The sequence below is a fragment of the Aridibaculum aurantiacum genome, from assembly GCF_017355875.1.
Classification (GTDB): domain Bacteria; phylum Bacteroidota; class Bacteroidia; order Chitinophagales; family Chitinophagaceae; genus Segetibacter; species Segetibacter aurantiacus.
In genome coordinates, this window is record NZ_JAFEWC010000001.1 from 738269 (window position 1) to 755329 (window position 17061).

The following is a 17061-nucleotide window of genomic DNA, read 5'->3' on the forward strand; positions in this document are numbered from 1 at the left end:
GATTTTAGATTGGGGATTGAAGATTGGGGGTGATGGGTTGGTTACTGGTTCCTGGTTTCTTGTTCCTCGTTTCTGGTTCTTGATTACTAGCTTCTAATCACCAGTCTCTTATCACTAATCACTTGCCTCCATCCAGCCTCCAGCCCCCACTCACTTCCACAACAAGCACCCATCGCCATAACTTAAAAAACGGAAATCATTATCAAGAGCATGCTGGTAAATATTCTTCCATTCATCACCTATAATGGCTGCTACCAACAGCAGCAGGGTAGAGTTAGGCTGGTGGAAATTGGTAATGATGCCTTTAGCGACACGCAGATCATATCCGGGCGCTATCAATATCTGTGTTTTAGTTACCAGCCTTTGCATATCGTTACTTACCATCCAATCTAGTAGAGCTTGTAGCGCTGCTTTAGGTGCAACATCATCTTTTATCTCATAAGGGTCCCACTGGTGTATAACAATGTCTTCTATAGAAAGAGAAGGTTGCTGCAGCAGTTTTACTCCCATCCAATACAAACTTTCAATGGTCCGCAATGAAGTGGTGCCTACAGCAACAATTATAGCCTCAGCTTTGGCAATAAGTTGCCGTAGTGTCTCCTGGTTTACATCTATGAATTCAGCATGCATCTCATGCTCATCCATAGTGGCAGCCTTCACAGGCTTAAATGTGCCTGCACCCACGTGCAGCGTCACATATGCCGGTTGAATATTTTTATTACGCAAACGTTCAAAAACCTTATTAGTAAAATGCAAACCTGCTGTAGGTGCTGCAACAGAACCATCGTTTTTTGCATAAATAGTCTGGTAGCGTTCTTTGTCTTTTTCTTCTACATCGCGGTGCAGGTAGGGCGGCAGCGGGATCATTCCGGCCAGGTGCAACATTTCAGCAAAAGATAGCTCTACAGGCTGCCACTCAAGCTCTATTACAAAACAATCAGAAAGTCTTTCTGCAATAGCGGCCACAAGTACAATCTCGCCTTCCGCTGACTGAATCCGTTTTTCAAGCTTCATTCCGTGCTTCCACTTGCTGGCGCCACCTATCAAGCACTTATAATAAACCTTTCCCTGTTGCAGCATTACCGTTGTTATATCGGGATAACGGTCATCCGGCTCCAGGCAAAACACCTCGATTTGTGCTCCTGTGGATTTCTGAAACATCAGCCTTGCCTCCACCACTTTGGTGTTGTTAAACACCAACAAAGCATCCTCCGGCAGGTGATCTGCTATGTTTGCATATACATCCTCCACCGTTTTCCCACTTTTAAACACCAATAACTTGCTTTTGTCGCGTTCGGGCAGTGGATGCTTCGCAATTCTGTCATCAGGTAGTTCGTACGTAAAATCTGATATGGAGAGATCTTTAGGATGCATTTGGCGGCAAATATAGCCGTGGAAGGGAAAATTTAAGCCTGTTTTACCCGTTCCGGACCCATGTCTGTGGCAGAAAGTGGTAAACTTACAAGCGTATCCACCTTTTTAGGTTTAGATGCAGCTCCCCAACCAGTTTCCGTAGAAAATGCTTCATTGAAGCTTCATTATCAGCTGCTTTCACACGTTATCCACCGCTATTCACATCCAGTTCACAATTTCTACCGTTTAATATCCCCAAAATCAAGCCCATGGCGGCTTTGAGCATAGTGGTGCGTGTGGATAAAAAGAAACATCCATTAATTACTAACAAAGTGGGAAAATGTGTTATTTTGTGTCAAATAGTGGAAAATCCTTCTCCGATATCACAGTTGACAGGCGAGTTTGAAGCCACCGTTGATGCGAAGAGTCGTTTTCTTCTTCCGGCAGGCTTGAAAAAGCAATTGCCTGAAGGCGAAAGAGTCTTTGTTATCAATCGCGGGTTCGACAAGTGTCTTTCCCTGTATCCATTGTATTCGTGGAATCCCATTATTGAACAGATTGCTGCTAAAAGTGATTTTGACGCCAATGTAAGGAATTTCCGCAGGGCTTTTATGGCTGGAGCCACCCATGTGGAATTAGATTCTGCCGGACGATTGTTATTACCACCCTCACTAAAAGAATGGGCAGGGATCGGCAAAGACATCATCCTGAACGGGGCGCTTAATAAAGTGGAGATCTGGGATGTGCGTAAGTACAAAGAGTTCTTTGACGATATGTCAACCGACGACTTCAGCAACCTTGCTGATGTGGTAATGGGCGGCAGTAACGATCTAAAACTATAAGCAATGAGCAACCAGGAACAATCTGCTCATCATGCTTCAGACTACCATGTGCCGGTGCTGTTTTACGAAACTATGGACGCACTGGCCATAAAACCAGACGGCATTTATGTAGACTGCACGTTTGGCGGTGGTGGTCATAGCCGGGGAATTTTAGATAAGCTGGGGCCGCAGGGAAAGCTGGTAGCTTTTGACCAGGATGCGGACGCTGCTGCTAACCTACCGGAAGATGAGCGGGTGCTTTTCATACCACAAAACTTCAGGTACCTGCAGCGGTTCCTAAGGCTTCACCAGGTAGCACGTGTAGATGGAGTACTGGCTGACCTGGGCGTGAGTAGTCACCAGTTTGATGAAGCAGGGCGTGGTTTCTCCACCCGGTTTGATGGTCCGTTGGATATGCGGATGGATCAGCGGCAGGAACAAACTGCAGCAACTATACTGAAAAAGTATACCGAGCAGCAACTGCATAAGATGTTTGAGCAGTATGGCGAGGTTACCAATTCTAAAACATTGGCCAGGCACATCGTTCAGCAGCGAAATCAAATGCCGCTTGAGACGATAGACCAACTGAAAGTTCTTTTAAGCCCGGTAGTAAAAGGCAATCCAAATAAATACCTGGCGCAGGTGTTCCAGGCGGTGCGAATAGAGTTGAACGAGGAGATGGGTGTACTGAAGGAGTTGCTGGAGCAAATTCCGGCGGTGTTGAAGCCAGGAGGAAGAGCAGCAATCATCACCTTCCATTCAATAGAAGACAGGATCGTGAAGAACTTCTTTAAACTCGGTGGTTTCGATGAAGTGGATGAAAACCCGCTACTGCCAACGGTGAAGAAGAAAGATTTGAAAGTGATAACAAAGAAACCAATAACTGCTTCGCAGGAAGAGTTAAAGCGAAACCCAAGAAGCCGCAGTGCAAAACTGAGAGTGGCAGAGAGGGAGGTTGATTAGACGTTAGTTATTAGGCTTTAGGAGGAGAAATGAGGATGCTGGATGGAGATGAGAGATCAGTGATTAGAGACTAGTGATTAGAAGCTAGGAATCAAGAACAAGAAACTAGGAACAACAAACAAGAAACAAGTTAAGTGAGCGAGCAGGCAAAGAAGAAGAGAAGACCATTCAAAGCCATCGGCGGATTGCTGAGCTATAACTGGCTGCTGAAGAATATCAACTTCTTCTTGTTTATGAGTGTACTGGCGGTGATATATATAGCGAACGGTCACATGGCCGACAACAGGATCAGGAGGATAAATGATACTGCGAGAAAACTAAAAGATTTACAATACGAGTATAAGACACTAAAGAGCGAAATGATGTTTAAGAGCAGGGAGAGTGAGATGGTGAAAGCAGCAGAGCCTTTAGGTTTAAAGCTGGATACTGTGCCACCTGCCCGCATACAAATGATTAGCAGAAGAACAAATTGATTCGTGAAGGACCCCTTTCCTTGTGATCCAATGCTGATGAAAAACTTACTTCAACCCGCCTAACACTTATACCAAAGAGGATATTGCTGTGGATGTAAAAAAAGACATACTGTGGAGAGTGTACCTGGGATTCATCATCATGGCGATTGTGGGTTTGCTGATCATTGGTAAGGCTGTGATGATACAGCAGGTAGAGGGCAACTACTGGCGAAGCATGAGCGATAGTCTTCACCAGCGTATCATCAACCTGGATGCAGAACGTGGCACCATCTATAGCGAAGATGGCAACATGCTAAGCACCAGCATACCGCAATACGATGTGTACATCGATTTTATGGCGGATGGTTTAAGAGAAAAAAAAGGGAAGAGGTTTAAAGAAAACATAGACTCGTTGAGTATCTGCCTGAGCAATTTCTTTAAAGACAAGAGCGCAGGTGAATACAAAAAGATGTTGCAGAACGGCTATCGCGAAAAAGAAAGATGGTTCCTGTTTAAGAGGAAACTTTCTTTCAAGGACTACCAGGAGCTGAAGACGTTTCCGCTGGTGCGCCTGGGAAAAAACAAAAGTGGGTTTATACCAGATAAAAAGATCATCAGGCTCAATCCATACAAAATGCTTGCATACAGAACCATAGGATTGCTTCGCGATAAGAACAAGGTTGGCCTTGAACTTACCTATGATGAATACCTGAATGGTACTGCAGGTAAACGTTTGATTCGTTTTATAGCAGGCGGTGCTACAGTGCCTGTGGATGATTATGAAGTAGAGCCTGAAAATGGAAAAGATATAGTAACAACACTGGATGTAAGTATACAGGACGTAGCAGAGAATGCACTAATGAAGATGATGGTAGATAATGAGGCGCAGCACGGATGTGTGATAGTGATGGAAGTAAAAACCGGTAAAATCAAAGCTATAGCAAATCTTGGTCGTGGAAGCGATGGCAACTACTTTGAAGATTACAACTATGCTATCACGCCTACAGAGCCTGGTTCTACTTTCAAACTTGCTACCATGCTTGCTGTGCTGGAAGATAAAAAGGCTACACTCAATACAATGGTAGATCTGAATGGCGGCTCATGGCAGGTATATGGCTCTACCGTTTATGATAGTGAAAAACATGGACTACATGCTGTTTCCCTAAAGCAGGCATTTGAACATAGCAGCAATGTAGGTATGGCTAAACTTGCGGTACATAATTATGCATCGCAGCCAAGTAAATTCATCAACCATTTAAAACGACTTCGTTTCGATACGCTTACAGGTATAGACCTAAAAGGTGAGATAAAACCAACTGTTTATAAACCTACTGATAAGCGCCGCTGGAGCAACACCACATTGCCATGGATGTCGTTCGGATACAACCTGGCTGTTACACCACTGCAGGTTCTATCGCTATACAATGCCGTTGCTAACGATGGAATAATGATGAAGCCTTACCTGGTAAATGCAATTACCAAAGATGGACAGGTGCTTCTCCAGTTTGATCCGCAGGTGGTGAATGAAAAGATCTGCAGCAAAGAAACATTGGAACAACTGAAAGCTTGTTTGGAAGGAGTGGTAACTGACGGCACTGGCCGCTCGTTGCGCAGCAAGAGCTACAGGATAGCAGGTAAAACAGGTACTGCATTGGTAGCAAATGGTAGCCGCGGTTATGCTGATAAGATATATCAATCTTCTTTCGCAGGTTATTTCCCTGCTGATGATCCTCAATATTCTATTATAGTAACCATCAAAAACAAACCGCATGCTGCTAAGTTTTATGGTGCTGCAGTAGCAGGTCCTGTTTTCAAAGAAATAGCTGACCAGGTGTTTACACTAAAAGTGCATCAATCACCTACAGTTCAATATGCATTTACCAAAAGAGACAGTGGCTTTTTCAATTATGCAGGTTATGCAAAAGATGTAAAGAAAGTAAATGAAGAATTAGATATGCGTGTGGTGGATCGTGCAGGTACTGGAAACTATGTGCGTATGAACAACAGTGGTTCTGCAGCATTGCTTACAGCAAATACTATAAGCAATTCAATGATGCCAGTACTTACTGGAATGGGTTTGAAGGATGCAGTTTACCTGTGTGAGAACCTTGGACTGAAAGTACACGCAAAAGGTAAGGGAAAGGTAGTGGCACAATCGAAAAGTGCAGGAGTAAGAATAGCAAAAGGAGAAACAGTAACAATACACTTAAACTAAAGACTATAGCTGGATAGCTGCTTATGGCAAAACTGCAGGATATATTATACAATGTGCGTTTGCAATCTGTTCATGGTTCTACTAACCTGGAAGTGACGGATCTGCATATCGACAGTAGAAAGGTAACGAAGGGATCTGTGTTCATTGCTATAAGAGGTACTGCCACAGATGGACATAATTACATCACTACAGCAATTGATAAAGGTGCGAGGGTAATTGTATGCGAGGAGATGCCAGCATTGCAGAATGATGGAGTAACCTACCTGCAGGTAAAAGATTCCAATGAAGCAGTAGCGTATATGGCACATCACTTTTTTGGTGAGCCATCTACTAAACTGAAGTTGGTTGGTGTAACGGGTACGAATGGTAAAACAACCATTGCTACTTTATTGTACAAGCTCTTTACTAAGTTGGGTTATAAGTGTGGGTTGATTAGTACGGTTCAAAATCATATTGGTAAAGAAGTTATTCCATCTACACATACCACACCTGATGCTATCAGTTTGCAGGCTTTGCTGAAGCAAATGTTGGAAGCGGAGTGTACACATGTTTTTATGGAGGTGAGCAGTCATGCTATTCATCAACATCGTATAACAGGGGCTGAGTTTGTTGGAGGCATCTTCAGCAATATCACCCACGATCACCTTGATTATCACAAGACGTTTGATGAATACATCAAGGTCAAAAAGAAGTTCTTCGACATGTTGCCTCCTGCAGCTTTCGCTATATCAAACCTTGATGATAAGCGTGGTACAGTGATGCTTCAAAATACAGCAGCGCGCAAGTATTACTATAGTTTGAAAACGGTAGCAGAGTTCAAAGGGAAAATACTGGAGAATATTCTTACCGGCTTGGTGATGACGGTGAACGATATCGAAGTTCACTTTAGGTTGATAGGTGAATTCAATGCTTATAATATACTGGCTGTATATGGTGCTGCCATTTGTCTTGGAGAAAATAACCAGGAAGTGCTCACCAACCTGAGCCTGATGACAGGAGCAGAAGGAAGGTTTGACTATGTGATCAGCGATTCGAAAGTGATAGGCATAGTTGACTATGCACATACACCTGATGCATTGGAAAATGTTCTGGAAACGATAAAACAATTAAGGCAAGGAAACGAACTGGTGATAACTGTAGTAGGCTGTGGCGGAGATAGAGATAAGACCAAGCGACCTGTTATGGGTGAAGTAGCCTGCCTGTTAAGTGACAGGGTGATTTTCACCAGCGACAATCCCCGCACAGAAGATCCGCAGCAGATATTGAAGGATATGGAGGGAGGATTGGGTAGTGCGGCAAGAAGAAAATTCTTAACAATAGCTGACAGGAAAGAAGCGATAAAAACAGCGGTAACACTGGCTAAGCCATTTGATATAATACTGGTGGCAGGCAAGGGCCACGAGAAGTACCAGGAAGTGAATGGTGTGAAAACACCTTTTGATGATAAGGAAGTTTTGAGAGAAGCTTTTGAGATGATGGGGAAGTGAGAGAGGAATCAAAAGTCAAAAGTCAAAAGTCAAAATTGGAAATGCAGAAGGGAAAGAAGTAGCAGGATAAGATAAACCAGTAACCAGAAACACAACCAGAAACTAAAAAAATAGAAACAACCAAAAGATGCTGTACCACTTATTTGATTGGCTTACGAGAATGGGAGTACGCTTTCCAGGAAGCGGGCTGGTACAGTTCATAACCTTCAGGGTTTTGATGGCGGTTTTGTTATCGCTTATCATCACCACTGTTTTTGGAAAGAAGTTGATACGCTACCTGCAAAAGAAACAGGTGGGTGAAACAGTAAGAGATCTTGGATTGCAGGGTGAGCAGCAAAAGAAAGGCACACCAACTATGGGAGGTATCATCATTCTGCTGGCGATACTTATTCCAACATTGCTCTTTGCAAACCTTGAAAAGGTATACATCAGGTTGATGGTCTTATCAACCATTTGGTTGGGTATGATCGGCTTCATCGATGACTTCCTGAAGCTGCGTGCAAAGCGCATTGCAAAAGAGAAAGGCATTGATTATAAAAAGACAGATGCAGACGGGCTGGCAGGTAAATTCAAAATATTTGGACAGGTAGTGTTAGGAATAGTAGTAGGTGCCACCTTATACTTTAATGATAGTGTAGTGGTAGAGCGGGAGATCATAACCACCCGCATGTCGGCACCTGTTAGTGATACCATGATGCAGTCAGGTGAAACGCTTTTAGGCGATACCATTCGCTACTTCGACGGAAAGCGACACAAGTATGCTAAAGTGAAAACACCGATCACTACTATACCATTTGTAAAAAGTCATGAGTTTAATTACTCTAAACTTCTGCCTGAGAACTTCAGGAACTATACCTGGATCTTGTATATCATCATTGTAATATTCATTATAACAGCGGTATCCAATGGCTCGAATATAACAGATGGCCTGGATGGATTGTGTACAGGTGTTTGTGCATTAATAGGTGTTTGCCTTGGCATTTTCGCTTATGTGAGTGGTAATATACGTTTTGCCGAGTATCTCAACATCATGTACATACCTAATCTTGGCGAGCTAAGTGTTTTTATTGGTGCATTCATAGGGGCATGTGTTGGTTTCCTTTGGTACAATACATACCCGGCGCAGGTGTTCATGGGCGATACCGGTAGCCTTGCATTAGGTGGTATCATAGCATCATTGGCTATCATCATGCGTAAAGAGTTGTTGATACCAATCATGTGCGGGGTATTCTTTGTAGAGAGCCTGAGCGTGATACTGCAGGTGTCTTACTTCAAGTACACAAAGAAGAAGTTTGGTGAAGGAAGAAGAATATTCAAGATGAGTCCATTGCATCATCACTACCAGAAGCTGGGTTATCACGAAAGTAAAATAGCAACAAGGTTCTGGATCGTGACGGTACTTCTGGTGATCTTCTCGATCATGAGTTTGAAGATAAGATAGGGAGCCCCTAACTCCCCCGGAGGGGGAGGACTAGGAGCACCATAACAGTAGGGAACAGAATGGTGTTGTTGAAGAGGGATGAAACGGCAGGTGCTGAGTTACGAAGTGGAGTTGAAGTGTGCGACGCAACGGTGATGAAGAGGGTACTGAAGCTGGCTTAAAAAGTAAAAAGACAAGAAGACTACAAGTGACCAATAAAGAACAAGATAAAAGTATTAGCAGCCAATCCCCCCACCGGGGGGCGGGGGGGCTAGTAATTCTGGGAAGCGGTGAAAGTGGAATAGGTGCAGCGTTGTTGGGTAAGCAAAAAGGTTACAGCGTGTTTGTAAGCGATGCAGGAATGATAAAGCCTGCTTATAAGCAAGAGCTCATTGAAAATGAAATAGAATTTGAAGAAGGACAGCATACAGAGGAGAAGATCTTACAAGCGGATGTGGTGGTGAAAAGCCCGGGCATTCCTGATAAGAACGAGATGGTGAAGAAGATACGTGCTGCAGGAATCAAGATGATAAGCGAAGTGGAGTTTGCTTATTGGTACAAAGGCGATAGCAAGCTGGTGGCAATTACGGGTAGCAATGGAAAGAGTACTACTACTGCGCTTACGTACCACATCTGCAAGCATGCAGGATTGGATTGCGCACTGGTTGGAAACATTGGTTATTCGATAGCAAGGCAGATAGCCATAGATCCAAAGCCGCTTTACATAGCTGAGATAAGTTCTTTTCAATTAGACGATATAGAAACTTTTAAACCGGATATAGCTGTACTGGTGAACATAACAGAAGATCATTTGGACAGGTATGACTACAAGTTTGAAAACTATATCAACAGCAAGTTCAGGATAATAGAGAACCAGGATGAGCACGACCATTTCATCTACTGTTTGGATGATGAAGTGATCGCAAAAAAACTAGAAACGTTAACCATACATACTAACCCATTACCATTTTCCATGAAACAAGAAGTAAAGAAAGGTGCACACATCAAAGGCGACCAGATGATGCTAAGGATACAAGAAGAACGCGTAAGCATGAGCATCTATGATTTTGCGCTTAAAGGCAAACACAATCAACACAACACTATGGCAGCAGGTATTGCAGCCGCTACACTCGGCATACGCAAGGAAAAGATAAGGGAGGCAGTGAAGACGTTTGAAAGCCTGGAGCATCGTATGGAGTATGTAGCCACTGTACGTGGGGTTGAGTTTTACAACGATAGCAAAGCCACCAATGTAAACAGCACCTGGTTTGCACTGGAAAGCCTTGAGAAGCCAACGGTTTTAATTCTTGGAGGAGTGGATAAGGGTAATGATTACACGCTGATTGAAGACCTGGTAAAGGATAAAGTGAAAGCTATAGTATGCCTGGGTTTGGATAACAAAAAAATTCATGCTGCTTTTAAAGATGTAGTAAAGACAATTGTAGATACTGACAACGCAACCGATGCAGTGCAAACTGCATTCAACCTGGCAGTAAAAGGCGACGCAGTATTGCTGAGCCCTGCTTGCGCAAGCTTCGATCTGTTCAAGAATTATGAAGAGCGAGGCGTGAAATTTAAAGAGGCAGTGAAGGAACTGTAGGTTGGTTGATCAGTTGATCAGTTGATAAGTGGAAAGCAACTCACAACTCACCACTCACCTTTCACAATTCACCATTCATAACTCATAGTTCATCATTCATAGTTCATAATTCAAAACAACAATGTCCACCTTCCTCGATAGATCATTTACAGATATCTCCGCTGCATCTACAGTGGGTACTGGTCTATTGAAGAAGACCAAGGGTGATAAGTATATCTGGGGCATAGTGATCATGCTGGCCATTACATCATTATTGGTGGTGTATAGTGCTACAGGTTCTTTGGCTTACAAGATGTACAAAGGCAACACTGAAGTATACTTGTTCAAACAGTTCATGTTTATAAGTGTGGGTATGGCAGTGGTATATTTTGCGCATCGCATCAACTATACCATTTACTCCAGGCTTGCTTTGTATTTGTTCCTGCTTAGCATACCGCTGATGATATTCACGATGTTCTTTGGTGTATCGCTAAATGAAGGAACGCGTTGGGTAAGACTGCCTATCATCAATCTCACTTTTCAAACAAGTGATCTTGCCAAGCTGGCTTTGTTTATGTACATCAGCAGGCAGCTGAGCCGCAAGCAGGAAGTGATAAAAGATTTCAAAAAAGGTTACCTGCCATTGATAACGCCGGTGCTTATCATCTGTGCACTGATAGCACCTTCTAACTTATCAACCGCTTTGCTTACAGGAGCTACAGGTTTGTTGTTGCTGTTCATAGGCAGGGCACAGGTAAAGCACATATTGGCAACAATAGGCTTAGCATGTATACCTGTTGCATTGCTTATCACAGTTGCTGTGGCTACTTATGATGGTAGTGCAGAAAAGGCCGCTAAGTCTTCGGCTATCACAGAAAGTTTACGTTCTACAGGGCGTATAGGTACATGGATAAAGCGTGTGCAGGATTTTATGTATGCCAGTGCCGAAGAAACACCTTACCAGGTGCAGCAGGCTAAGATAGCTATTGCTAAAGGCGGCATACTAGGTGCAGGACCAGGCAACAGTGAAGGAAAGAATTTTTTGCCGCATCCTTATTCCGATATGATTTACGCTATCATACTGGAAGAGTACGGATTAATAGGAGGTGCCATCATCATCTTTATTTACCTGGTGTTCCTGTTGCGGTGCATCAATATTTTCAGGCGATGTCCCTTTGCATTTGGCGCATTCCTGGCACTTGCGCTAAGTTTTACATTGGTTATCCAGGCTATGGCCAATATGGCTGTTGCTGTTAATATAGTTCCTGTTACCGGTGTTACGTTACCGCTGGTAAGTATGGGAGGAAGTTCGTTCTTATTCACGTGCGCATCCATCGGCATCATACTAAGTGTTGCGCGAAATGTAGAGCAGATAGAAGGGAAGGAACCGATCATTCCACCTACACCTGTAGATGACAACAAAGCAGGTATAGTAGTAGAGGAGAAGAATAAGATGGAGCCAAGCGTGGTAGCATAGATGAAGCATCCGTTGCGTCGCACACTTGTACGGTAGTGCTGATGGCAACAAGGCTTTCAAAAATTGAAACAGAAGAATAATATACATAACACTTGAACAACAAACCTGCTGATAAAACTCAAGAAGCTACAACCTCCATTAAAGGTGGAGAGGCTCGCTATATAATAGCAGGTGGCGGTACAGGTGGACATATTTTTCCTGCCATTGCTATAGCAAATGCTATAAAGCGGCAGCAGCCTTCAGCAGAGATTTTGTTCGTAGGTGCTAAGGGAAAAATGGAAATGGAGAAGGTGCCACAGGCAGGATATAGAATAGAAGGATTGGATATAGCGGGTTTCAACCGCAGCTCTTTGATAAAGAATTTCAGCTTGCCATTTAAGCTCATCAAAAGCTTTATGCAGGTAAAGAAGATCATTAAAGAATTTAAGCCGAATGCAGTAATAGGTGTTGGTGGTTATTCCAGTTTTCCTGTGTTGAAGCAGGCACAGCTAAAAGGTATTCCCACTTTTATACACGAGAGTAATTCGTTTGCTGGTAAAAGCAATATCATGCTTGGAAAACAAGCTACCAAAGTGTTCGTTGCTTCAGACAAGATGGAAAAGTTCTTTCCTGCAAGTAAGATTGTGATAACAGGAAATCCTGTAAGAACTACCATAGCACAATCTAAAGTGACACGTGCAGAGGCTATAAAGTTTTTTGGACTTAATGAAAGCAAAACAACTGTGCTTGCTGTTGGTGGAAGCTTAGGCGCACGAAGCATCAACCAGGCACTGGCAAACAAGCTACACGAATTTCAGAAGCACGACCTGCAGTTGATATGGCAAACAGGAAAGACAACAGCAACTGATTTTATACTCAAAGGCAAGGAATATAAAAATGTGTGGGTAGGCGAATTCATCACACAAATGGAAATGGCTTATGCAGCGGCTGATGTGGTTATATCACGCGCTGGTGCAATGGCAGTAGCTGAATTATGTGTTGCTGGTAAGCCTGTCATATTTGTTCCTTTCCCGTTTGCGGCAGAAGACCATCAAACGGTAAATGCACAGCACCTGGTAGATAAACATGCAGCATTTATGGTGAAGGATAGTGAGGCAGATGAAAGGCTGGTTAACGATGTGATTAAGCTTTCGGTGGACGAGGGAATGCAACAAGAACTAAAGAACAACATCAGCAAATTGGCTATCACCAATGCTGATGAAATAATAGCTAAAGAAATAGCGGAAGCAATAAAAGGATAAAGGGTGAACCACTCTTGAAGAGTGGCTCACCCTGCAGACAAAATATAATGAACGAGCAAGATAACATAGCAGTACAGCAGTCAGCTACCGGTAGTAACGGAGCATTGCGTGCTATATATTTTATAGGTATAGGAGGCATTGGTATGAGTGCTATCGCCCGCTATTATCATTTTAAAGGAGTGCGTGTAAGTGGTTACGATAAAACAGCTACCACACTTACAAGGGAACTGGAGCAGAGCGGTATTGCTATTCATTATAATGAGGATGTAGAGCTGGCGCCTAAAGATGTAGATGTAGTAGTGTATACACCTGCTATTCCTGCAGACCATACTGAGCTGGTTTATTATAGAAGTAATAATTATACGGTGATCAAGCGTAGCGATGTGCTGAAGCTGATTACTGAAAGTTCTTTCAATATCTGCATTGGAGGTACACATGGTAAAACAACAGTTACTACCATGACGGCTCATATCCTTCGCCATACAGGCTATGGATGCAATGCATTTCTTGGTGGTATAGCAGCTAACTACAACACCAACTTTTGGAGCAGTGAAAATGAAACAGTAGTGGTAGAGGCTGATGAATATGACAGGAGCTTTTTGAAGCTGTCACCAGACATTGCTTTGATAACTGCCATGGATCCTGATCACCTTGACATATATGGTACAGCTGATGAGGTAGAAAATGCTTTCATACAATTTGGAAGCAAGGTGAAGCATGGTGGTGTGGTTATTACTAAGCATGGTCTAAGCAGGAGCAGTGAGATCAATGCTTCCAACCATATCACCTACAGCTTCGATGATACAAATGCTGATGTATATGCTTCGGAGCTGCGTGTGCAAAATGGCATGTACATCTTTAATGTAGTAGGCAAAGATTGGCTACTGACAGATGTGATGCTACACATGGGTGGACTGCACAACATCGAGAATGCAGTAGCGGCCATAGCTATAGCCAAGTTGTTGAACATAGACGATGATAAGATAAAAGATGCGGTAGCAGAATTCAAAGGCGTGAAGAGAAGATTTGAATATGTACTGAAGGAAGAAGAGCATGTATTGATAGATGATTATGCGCATCACCCGGAAGAGCTGAAAGCATTAATAACAGGTGTAAGAAGTTTATACAAGCAGCGGTTGGTCATCGTGTTTCAACCACACTTGTACAGCCGCACAAAAGACCAGGCAGATGGATTCGCTGAAGTGCTGGCATTGGCTGATGAAGTGATCTTGTTACCTATTTATCCTGCACGTGAACTACCTATGGAAGGTGTAAGTAGCGAGATGATAGACGAGAAGATGAATGATGTTTTTGTGCAGGTAATGGAGAAGGAAGAGATGGTGGAATACATCAGGATGAAGAAACCAGAGCTTGTTGTTATGGCAGGAGCAGGGGATATAGACGTTTTGGTGGATCGTGTAAAAGACTCACTGCTAACATATTAGAAACTTATGCAACACTTGTGGAAAAAGAGATGGAGGCTTTTTGGTTCTTTAGCCATGGGTGCAGTTGCTTTGGTATTGCTTATTGCAGCTATGAATGCCAATAGCAGCAAGGTTTGCAAAGGAATCAATGTAGAGATATTTGGTCCTTCAAATCATTTTTTCGTGGATGCTAAAGAGGTGAAATTTATCATCAACGCAGCAGAGCCGGTAGAAGGTCAGCCGATAGAAAATATTAACCTGCGTGTGTTGGAAGACAGGTTGAAAAAAGATAAGTGGATCGAAACTGCTGAAGTGTTTTTTGATAAAGATCATGTACTGCAGGTAAGGGTAGAGGAGAAGGAACCGGTGGCCAGGATTTTTACAACGTCAGGAAGTTCTTTTTATATAGATAGTACATGTGAGCATTTGCCACTGAGTAATTCGCTTAGTGCACGTGTTCCAATGTTCACCAACTTTCCTTCCGACAGGCAAAAGTTGTCAAGGCCCGACAGTGCATTGATGGCTTCTGTAAAAGAGTTGGCTGTATTCATACAGGCCGATGAGTTTTGGAAAGCACAGGTAGCACAGGTAGATATCACACCAAATGGTTTTGAGGTAGTACCTACCATAGGTAATCATATCGTTGTACTTGGCAGAGCAGATGAACTGCAGGATAAGTTTGACAGGCTGTTTAGTTTTTACAAACAGGTATGGACAAAAGTGGGATTGAATGCTTATGAGAAGATAGATGTACAGTACAAGGGACAAGTAGTGGCAACGCCTAAAGGAGCTGCTGCAAAAGTAGTTGACAGTGCACAGGCACGGCAGGCTTTAGATAACCTGCTCGCTGAGGCAAAGAAGCGCGAAAATGAGCAAGTGGTCATTCCGCCTTCAGCAAGAGATAGTGCAAAAAGACAGACCATTATTTCAGCCGGCGCTTCGCTGGTAGAGCCAAATTCTGCAGCAAAAGAAGAGACTAAGTCAGCAGCAGGTAAAGAGACAAAAGTGGAAGAGAAGAAAGAAGGAAAGAAGCAGGAAAAACAAACAGAGGCCAAAGTGCCAAAAGCTGTAATGGGAAAGCCGGGTAATAAAAAATAACACGACGCCAGGCAGCATGTAAAAAGAGAACAACAACAACTAATAAACAACAAAAACACATCTATCTATGAACGCAAAAGAAGCGCCCATTATTGGAGGCAGTATGGGTAACGGTTCTGAAGCACCAATTATTGTTGGCCTTGACATTGGTACAACAAAAATTGCTGCCATTGCAGGCCGCAAGAATGAGTATGGTAAACTGGAAGTGTTAGGATTTGGACGTGCCAACAGTACAGGTGTACAGCACGGGCAGGTACTTAACATTGAGCAGACCATACGAGCTATACAGGCTGCATTAAAGAACTGCTACGATTCAAATCCAGACCTTGAGATCAACGAGGTATACGTGGGTATTGCAGGTCATCACATCAAAAGTCTTCAGACAAGAGGCGATATCGTTCGCCAGGATTCTGAGAACGAAATCAGCATCATGGAGATCGAACAGTTGATAGAGAACCAGCGGAAAACTTTTATTCCTGCTGGCGACCAGATCATCGACGTGATACCGCAAGAATTCACTGTTGACAACATTCAAAACATCAACAATCCTATTGGTTACAATGGGGTAAAAGTGGGAGCTAACTTTCACATCATTACAGGCGATAGAAATGCTATCCGCAACATCAATCGCGCAGTAGATAAAAGTGGTTTGAAGACCAAAGATCTTGTCCTTCAGCCATTGGCCTCTGCCGCAGCTGTAATGGGCGACATAGATATGGAAGCAGGCGTAGCCATTCTCGACATTGGTGGCGGTACCAGCGACCTGGCGGTTTTTTACGAAGGAATTTTAAAACACACTGCCGTTATTCCTTTTGGAGGAGAGAATATAACTAATGATATCAAAACGGGTCTTGGTGTGCTGAAGCAACAGGCTGAGGCTATGAAGACGCAATTTGGTAGTGCCCTTGCTGATGAAACAAAGGCCAATGCATACATCACCATTCCTGGAATGAATGGTATGCCCGCAAAAGAGATCAGTGTAAAGAACCTGGCTAACATCATTCAGGCACGTATGAGCGAGATACTTGATTTTGTTACTTATCATTTAAAGCAAGTAGGACTTGATACACGCATGCTTAATGGAGGTATCATTTTAACAGGAGGGGGGTCGCAACTAAAACACCTGATACAGCTTACTGAGTACAGCACCGGTTTGTATGCACGCATCGGTTATCCTAATGGTCATCTTGCAGCCAATCATATAGATGAACTGAAGAAGCCAATGTACAGCACATGTATAGGTCTTATCCTAAAGGGCTACAGCGATTACGAGCACAAGTACAAAGAGTTTGAAAAGAACTTCAAGAAAGTGATCGTTCCTGAAACGCTGGTAACAGAGGTAGAGCCAACGGCTACTGTAGAAACAGTAGCAGTAGAGCCTGCCAAAGTGGATACAAAAGTGCGGAGCAAAAGCATGACCAGGTTCTGGGATAAATTCAAAAACAACTTACTCGAATTATTCAAAGAAGAAGGCGATAAAGAAATGTAGAAGAAGGTTTTTGGGTCTTGTTCCTGGTGGTAGAAAATGATG

General features: G+C 43.2%; 13 protein-coding genes. 12 read left to right on the plus strand and 1 reads right to left on the minus strand.

Going from position 1 to position 17061, the window contains the following annotated elements:
• Nucleotides 1-150: 150 nt before the first annotated feature.
• A complete protein-coding gene (locus tag J4N22_RS03195; protein WP_207492267.1) occupies nucleotides 151-1374 on the minus strand; it encodes an S-adenosylmethionine:tRNA ribosyltransferase-isomerase in 1224 nt (407 codons plus the stop codon).
• A 248-nt stretch (nucleotides 1375-1622) separates the two neighbouring features.
• On the opposite strand from J4N22_RS03195, the gene mraZ reads away from it, so the two are divergent.
• The 12 genes from mraZ to ftsA all read left to right on the plus strand — a co-directional run bounded on the left by mraZ (nucleotide 1623) and on the right by ftsA (nucleotide 17019).
• The gene (mraZ, locus tag J4N22_RS03200) at nucleotides 1623-2195 is read left to right on the plus strand and encodes a division/cell wall cluster transcriptional repressor MraZ (protein ID WP_242692035.1); all 573 of its coding nucleotides are present in this window, start codon (nucleotides 1623-1625) and stop codon (nucleotides 2193-2195) included.
• A 3-nt stretch (nucleotides 2196-2198) separates the two neighbouring features.
• The gene (gene rsmH / locus J4N22_RS03205) at nucleotides 2199-3137 is read left to right on the plus strand and encodes a 16S rRNA (cytosine(1402)-N(4))-methyltransferase RsmH (protein WP_207492268.1); all 939 of its coding nucleotides are present in this window, start codon (nucleotides 2199-2201) and stop codon (nucleotides 3135-3137) included.
• A 134-nt stretch (nucleotides 3138-3271) separates the two neighbouring features.
• Nucleotides 3272-3610: an FtsL-like putative cell division protein gene (locus J4N22_RS03210; protein WP_207492269.1), complete on the plus strand. Its 339-nt coding sequence runs from the start codon at nucleotides 3272-3274 to the stop codon at nucleotides 3608-3610.
• An 88-nt stretch (nucleotides 3611-3698) separates the two neighbouring features.
• A complete protein-coding gene (locus J4N22_RS03215) occupies nucleotides 3699-5804 on the plus strand; it encodes a penicillin-binding transpeptidase domain-containing protein (RefSeq protein WP_207492270.1) in 2106 nt (701 codons plus the stop codon).
• A gap of 23 nt (nucleotides 5805-5827) precedes the next feature.
• Nucleotides 5828-7291: a UDP-N-acetylmuramoyl-L-alanyl-D-glutamate--2,6-diaminopimelate ligase gene (locus J4N22_RS03220; protein ID WP_207492271.1), complete on the plus strand. Its 1464-nt coding sequence runs from the start codon at nucleotides 5828-5830 to the stop codon at nucleotides 7289-7291.
• 127 nt (nucleotides 7292-7418) lie between these two features.
• Nucleotides 7419-8732: a phospho-N-acetylmuramoyl-pentapeptide-transferase gene (mraY, locus tag J4N22_RS03225; protein ID WP_207492272.1), complete on the plus strand. Its 1314-nt coding sequence runs from the start codon at nucleotides 7419-7421 to the stop codon at nucleotides 8730-8732.
• Nucleotides 8733-8850: 118 nt separating this feature from the next.
• Nucleotides 8851-10311, plus strand: coding sequence for a UDP-N-acetylmuramoyl-L-alanine--D-glutamate ligase (gene murD, locus J4N22_RS03230; RefSeq protein ID WP_342450918.1), 1461 nt, complete (start codon nucleotides 8851-8853; stop codon nucleotides 10309-10311).
• 121 nt (nucleotides 10312-10432) lie between these two features.
• Complete coding sequence (locus J4N22_RS03235) at nucleotides 10433-11767, plus strand: FtsW/RodA/SpoVE family cell cycle protein (protein ID WP_207492273.1); 1335 nt, start codon at nucleotides 10433-10435, stop codon at nucleotides 11765-11767.
• A gap of 92 nt (nucleotides 11768-11859) precedes the next feature.
• On the plus strand, nucleotides 11860-13008 hold the full coding sequence (gene murG, locus J4N22_RS03240; RefSeq protein ID WP_242692036.1) for an undecaprenyldiphospho-muramoylpentapeptide beta-N-acetylglucosaminyltransferase: 1149 nt from the start codon (nucleotides 11860-11862) through the stop codon (nucleotides 13006-13008).
• Between the two features lie 47 nt (nucleotides 13009-13055).
• Nucleotides 13056-14453 (plus strand): UDP-N-acetylmuramate--L-alanine ligase, encoded by a 1398-nt coding sequence (gene murC / locus J4N22_RS03245; RefSeq protein WP_207492274.1) that lies wholly within the window; start codon nucleotides 13056-13058, stop codon nucleotides 14451-14453.
• Between the two features lie 6 nt (nucleotides 14454-14459).
• Entirely contained in the window at nucleotides 14460-15530 is a 1071-nt protein-coding gene (locus J4N22_RS03250; RefSeq protein ID WP_207492275.1) for a cell division protein FtsQ/DivIB, read from the plus strand.
• Between the two features lie 67 nt (nucleotides 15531-15597).
• Nucleotides 15598-17019, plus strand: a complete 1422-nt coding sequence (gene ftsA, locus J4N22_RS03255) for a cell division protein FtsA (protein WP_242692037.1) — start codon at nucleotides 15598-15600, stop codon at nucleotides 17017-17019.
• Nucleotides 17020-17061 lie beyond the last annotated feature (42 nt).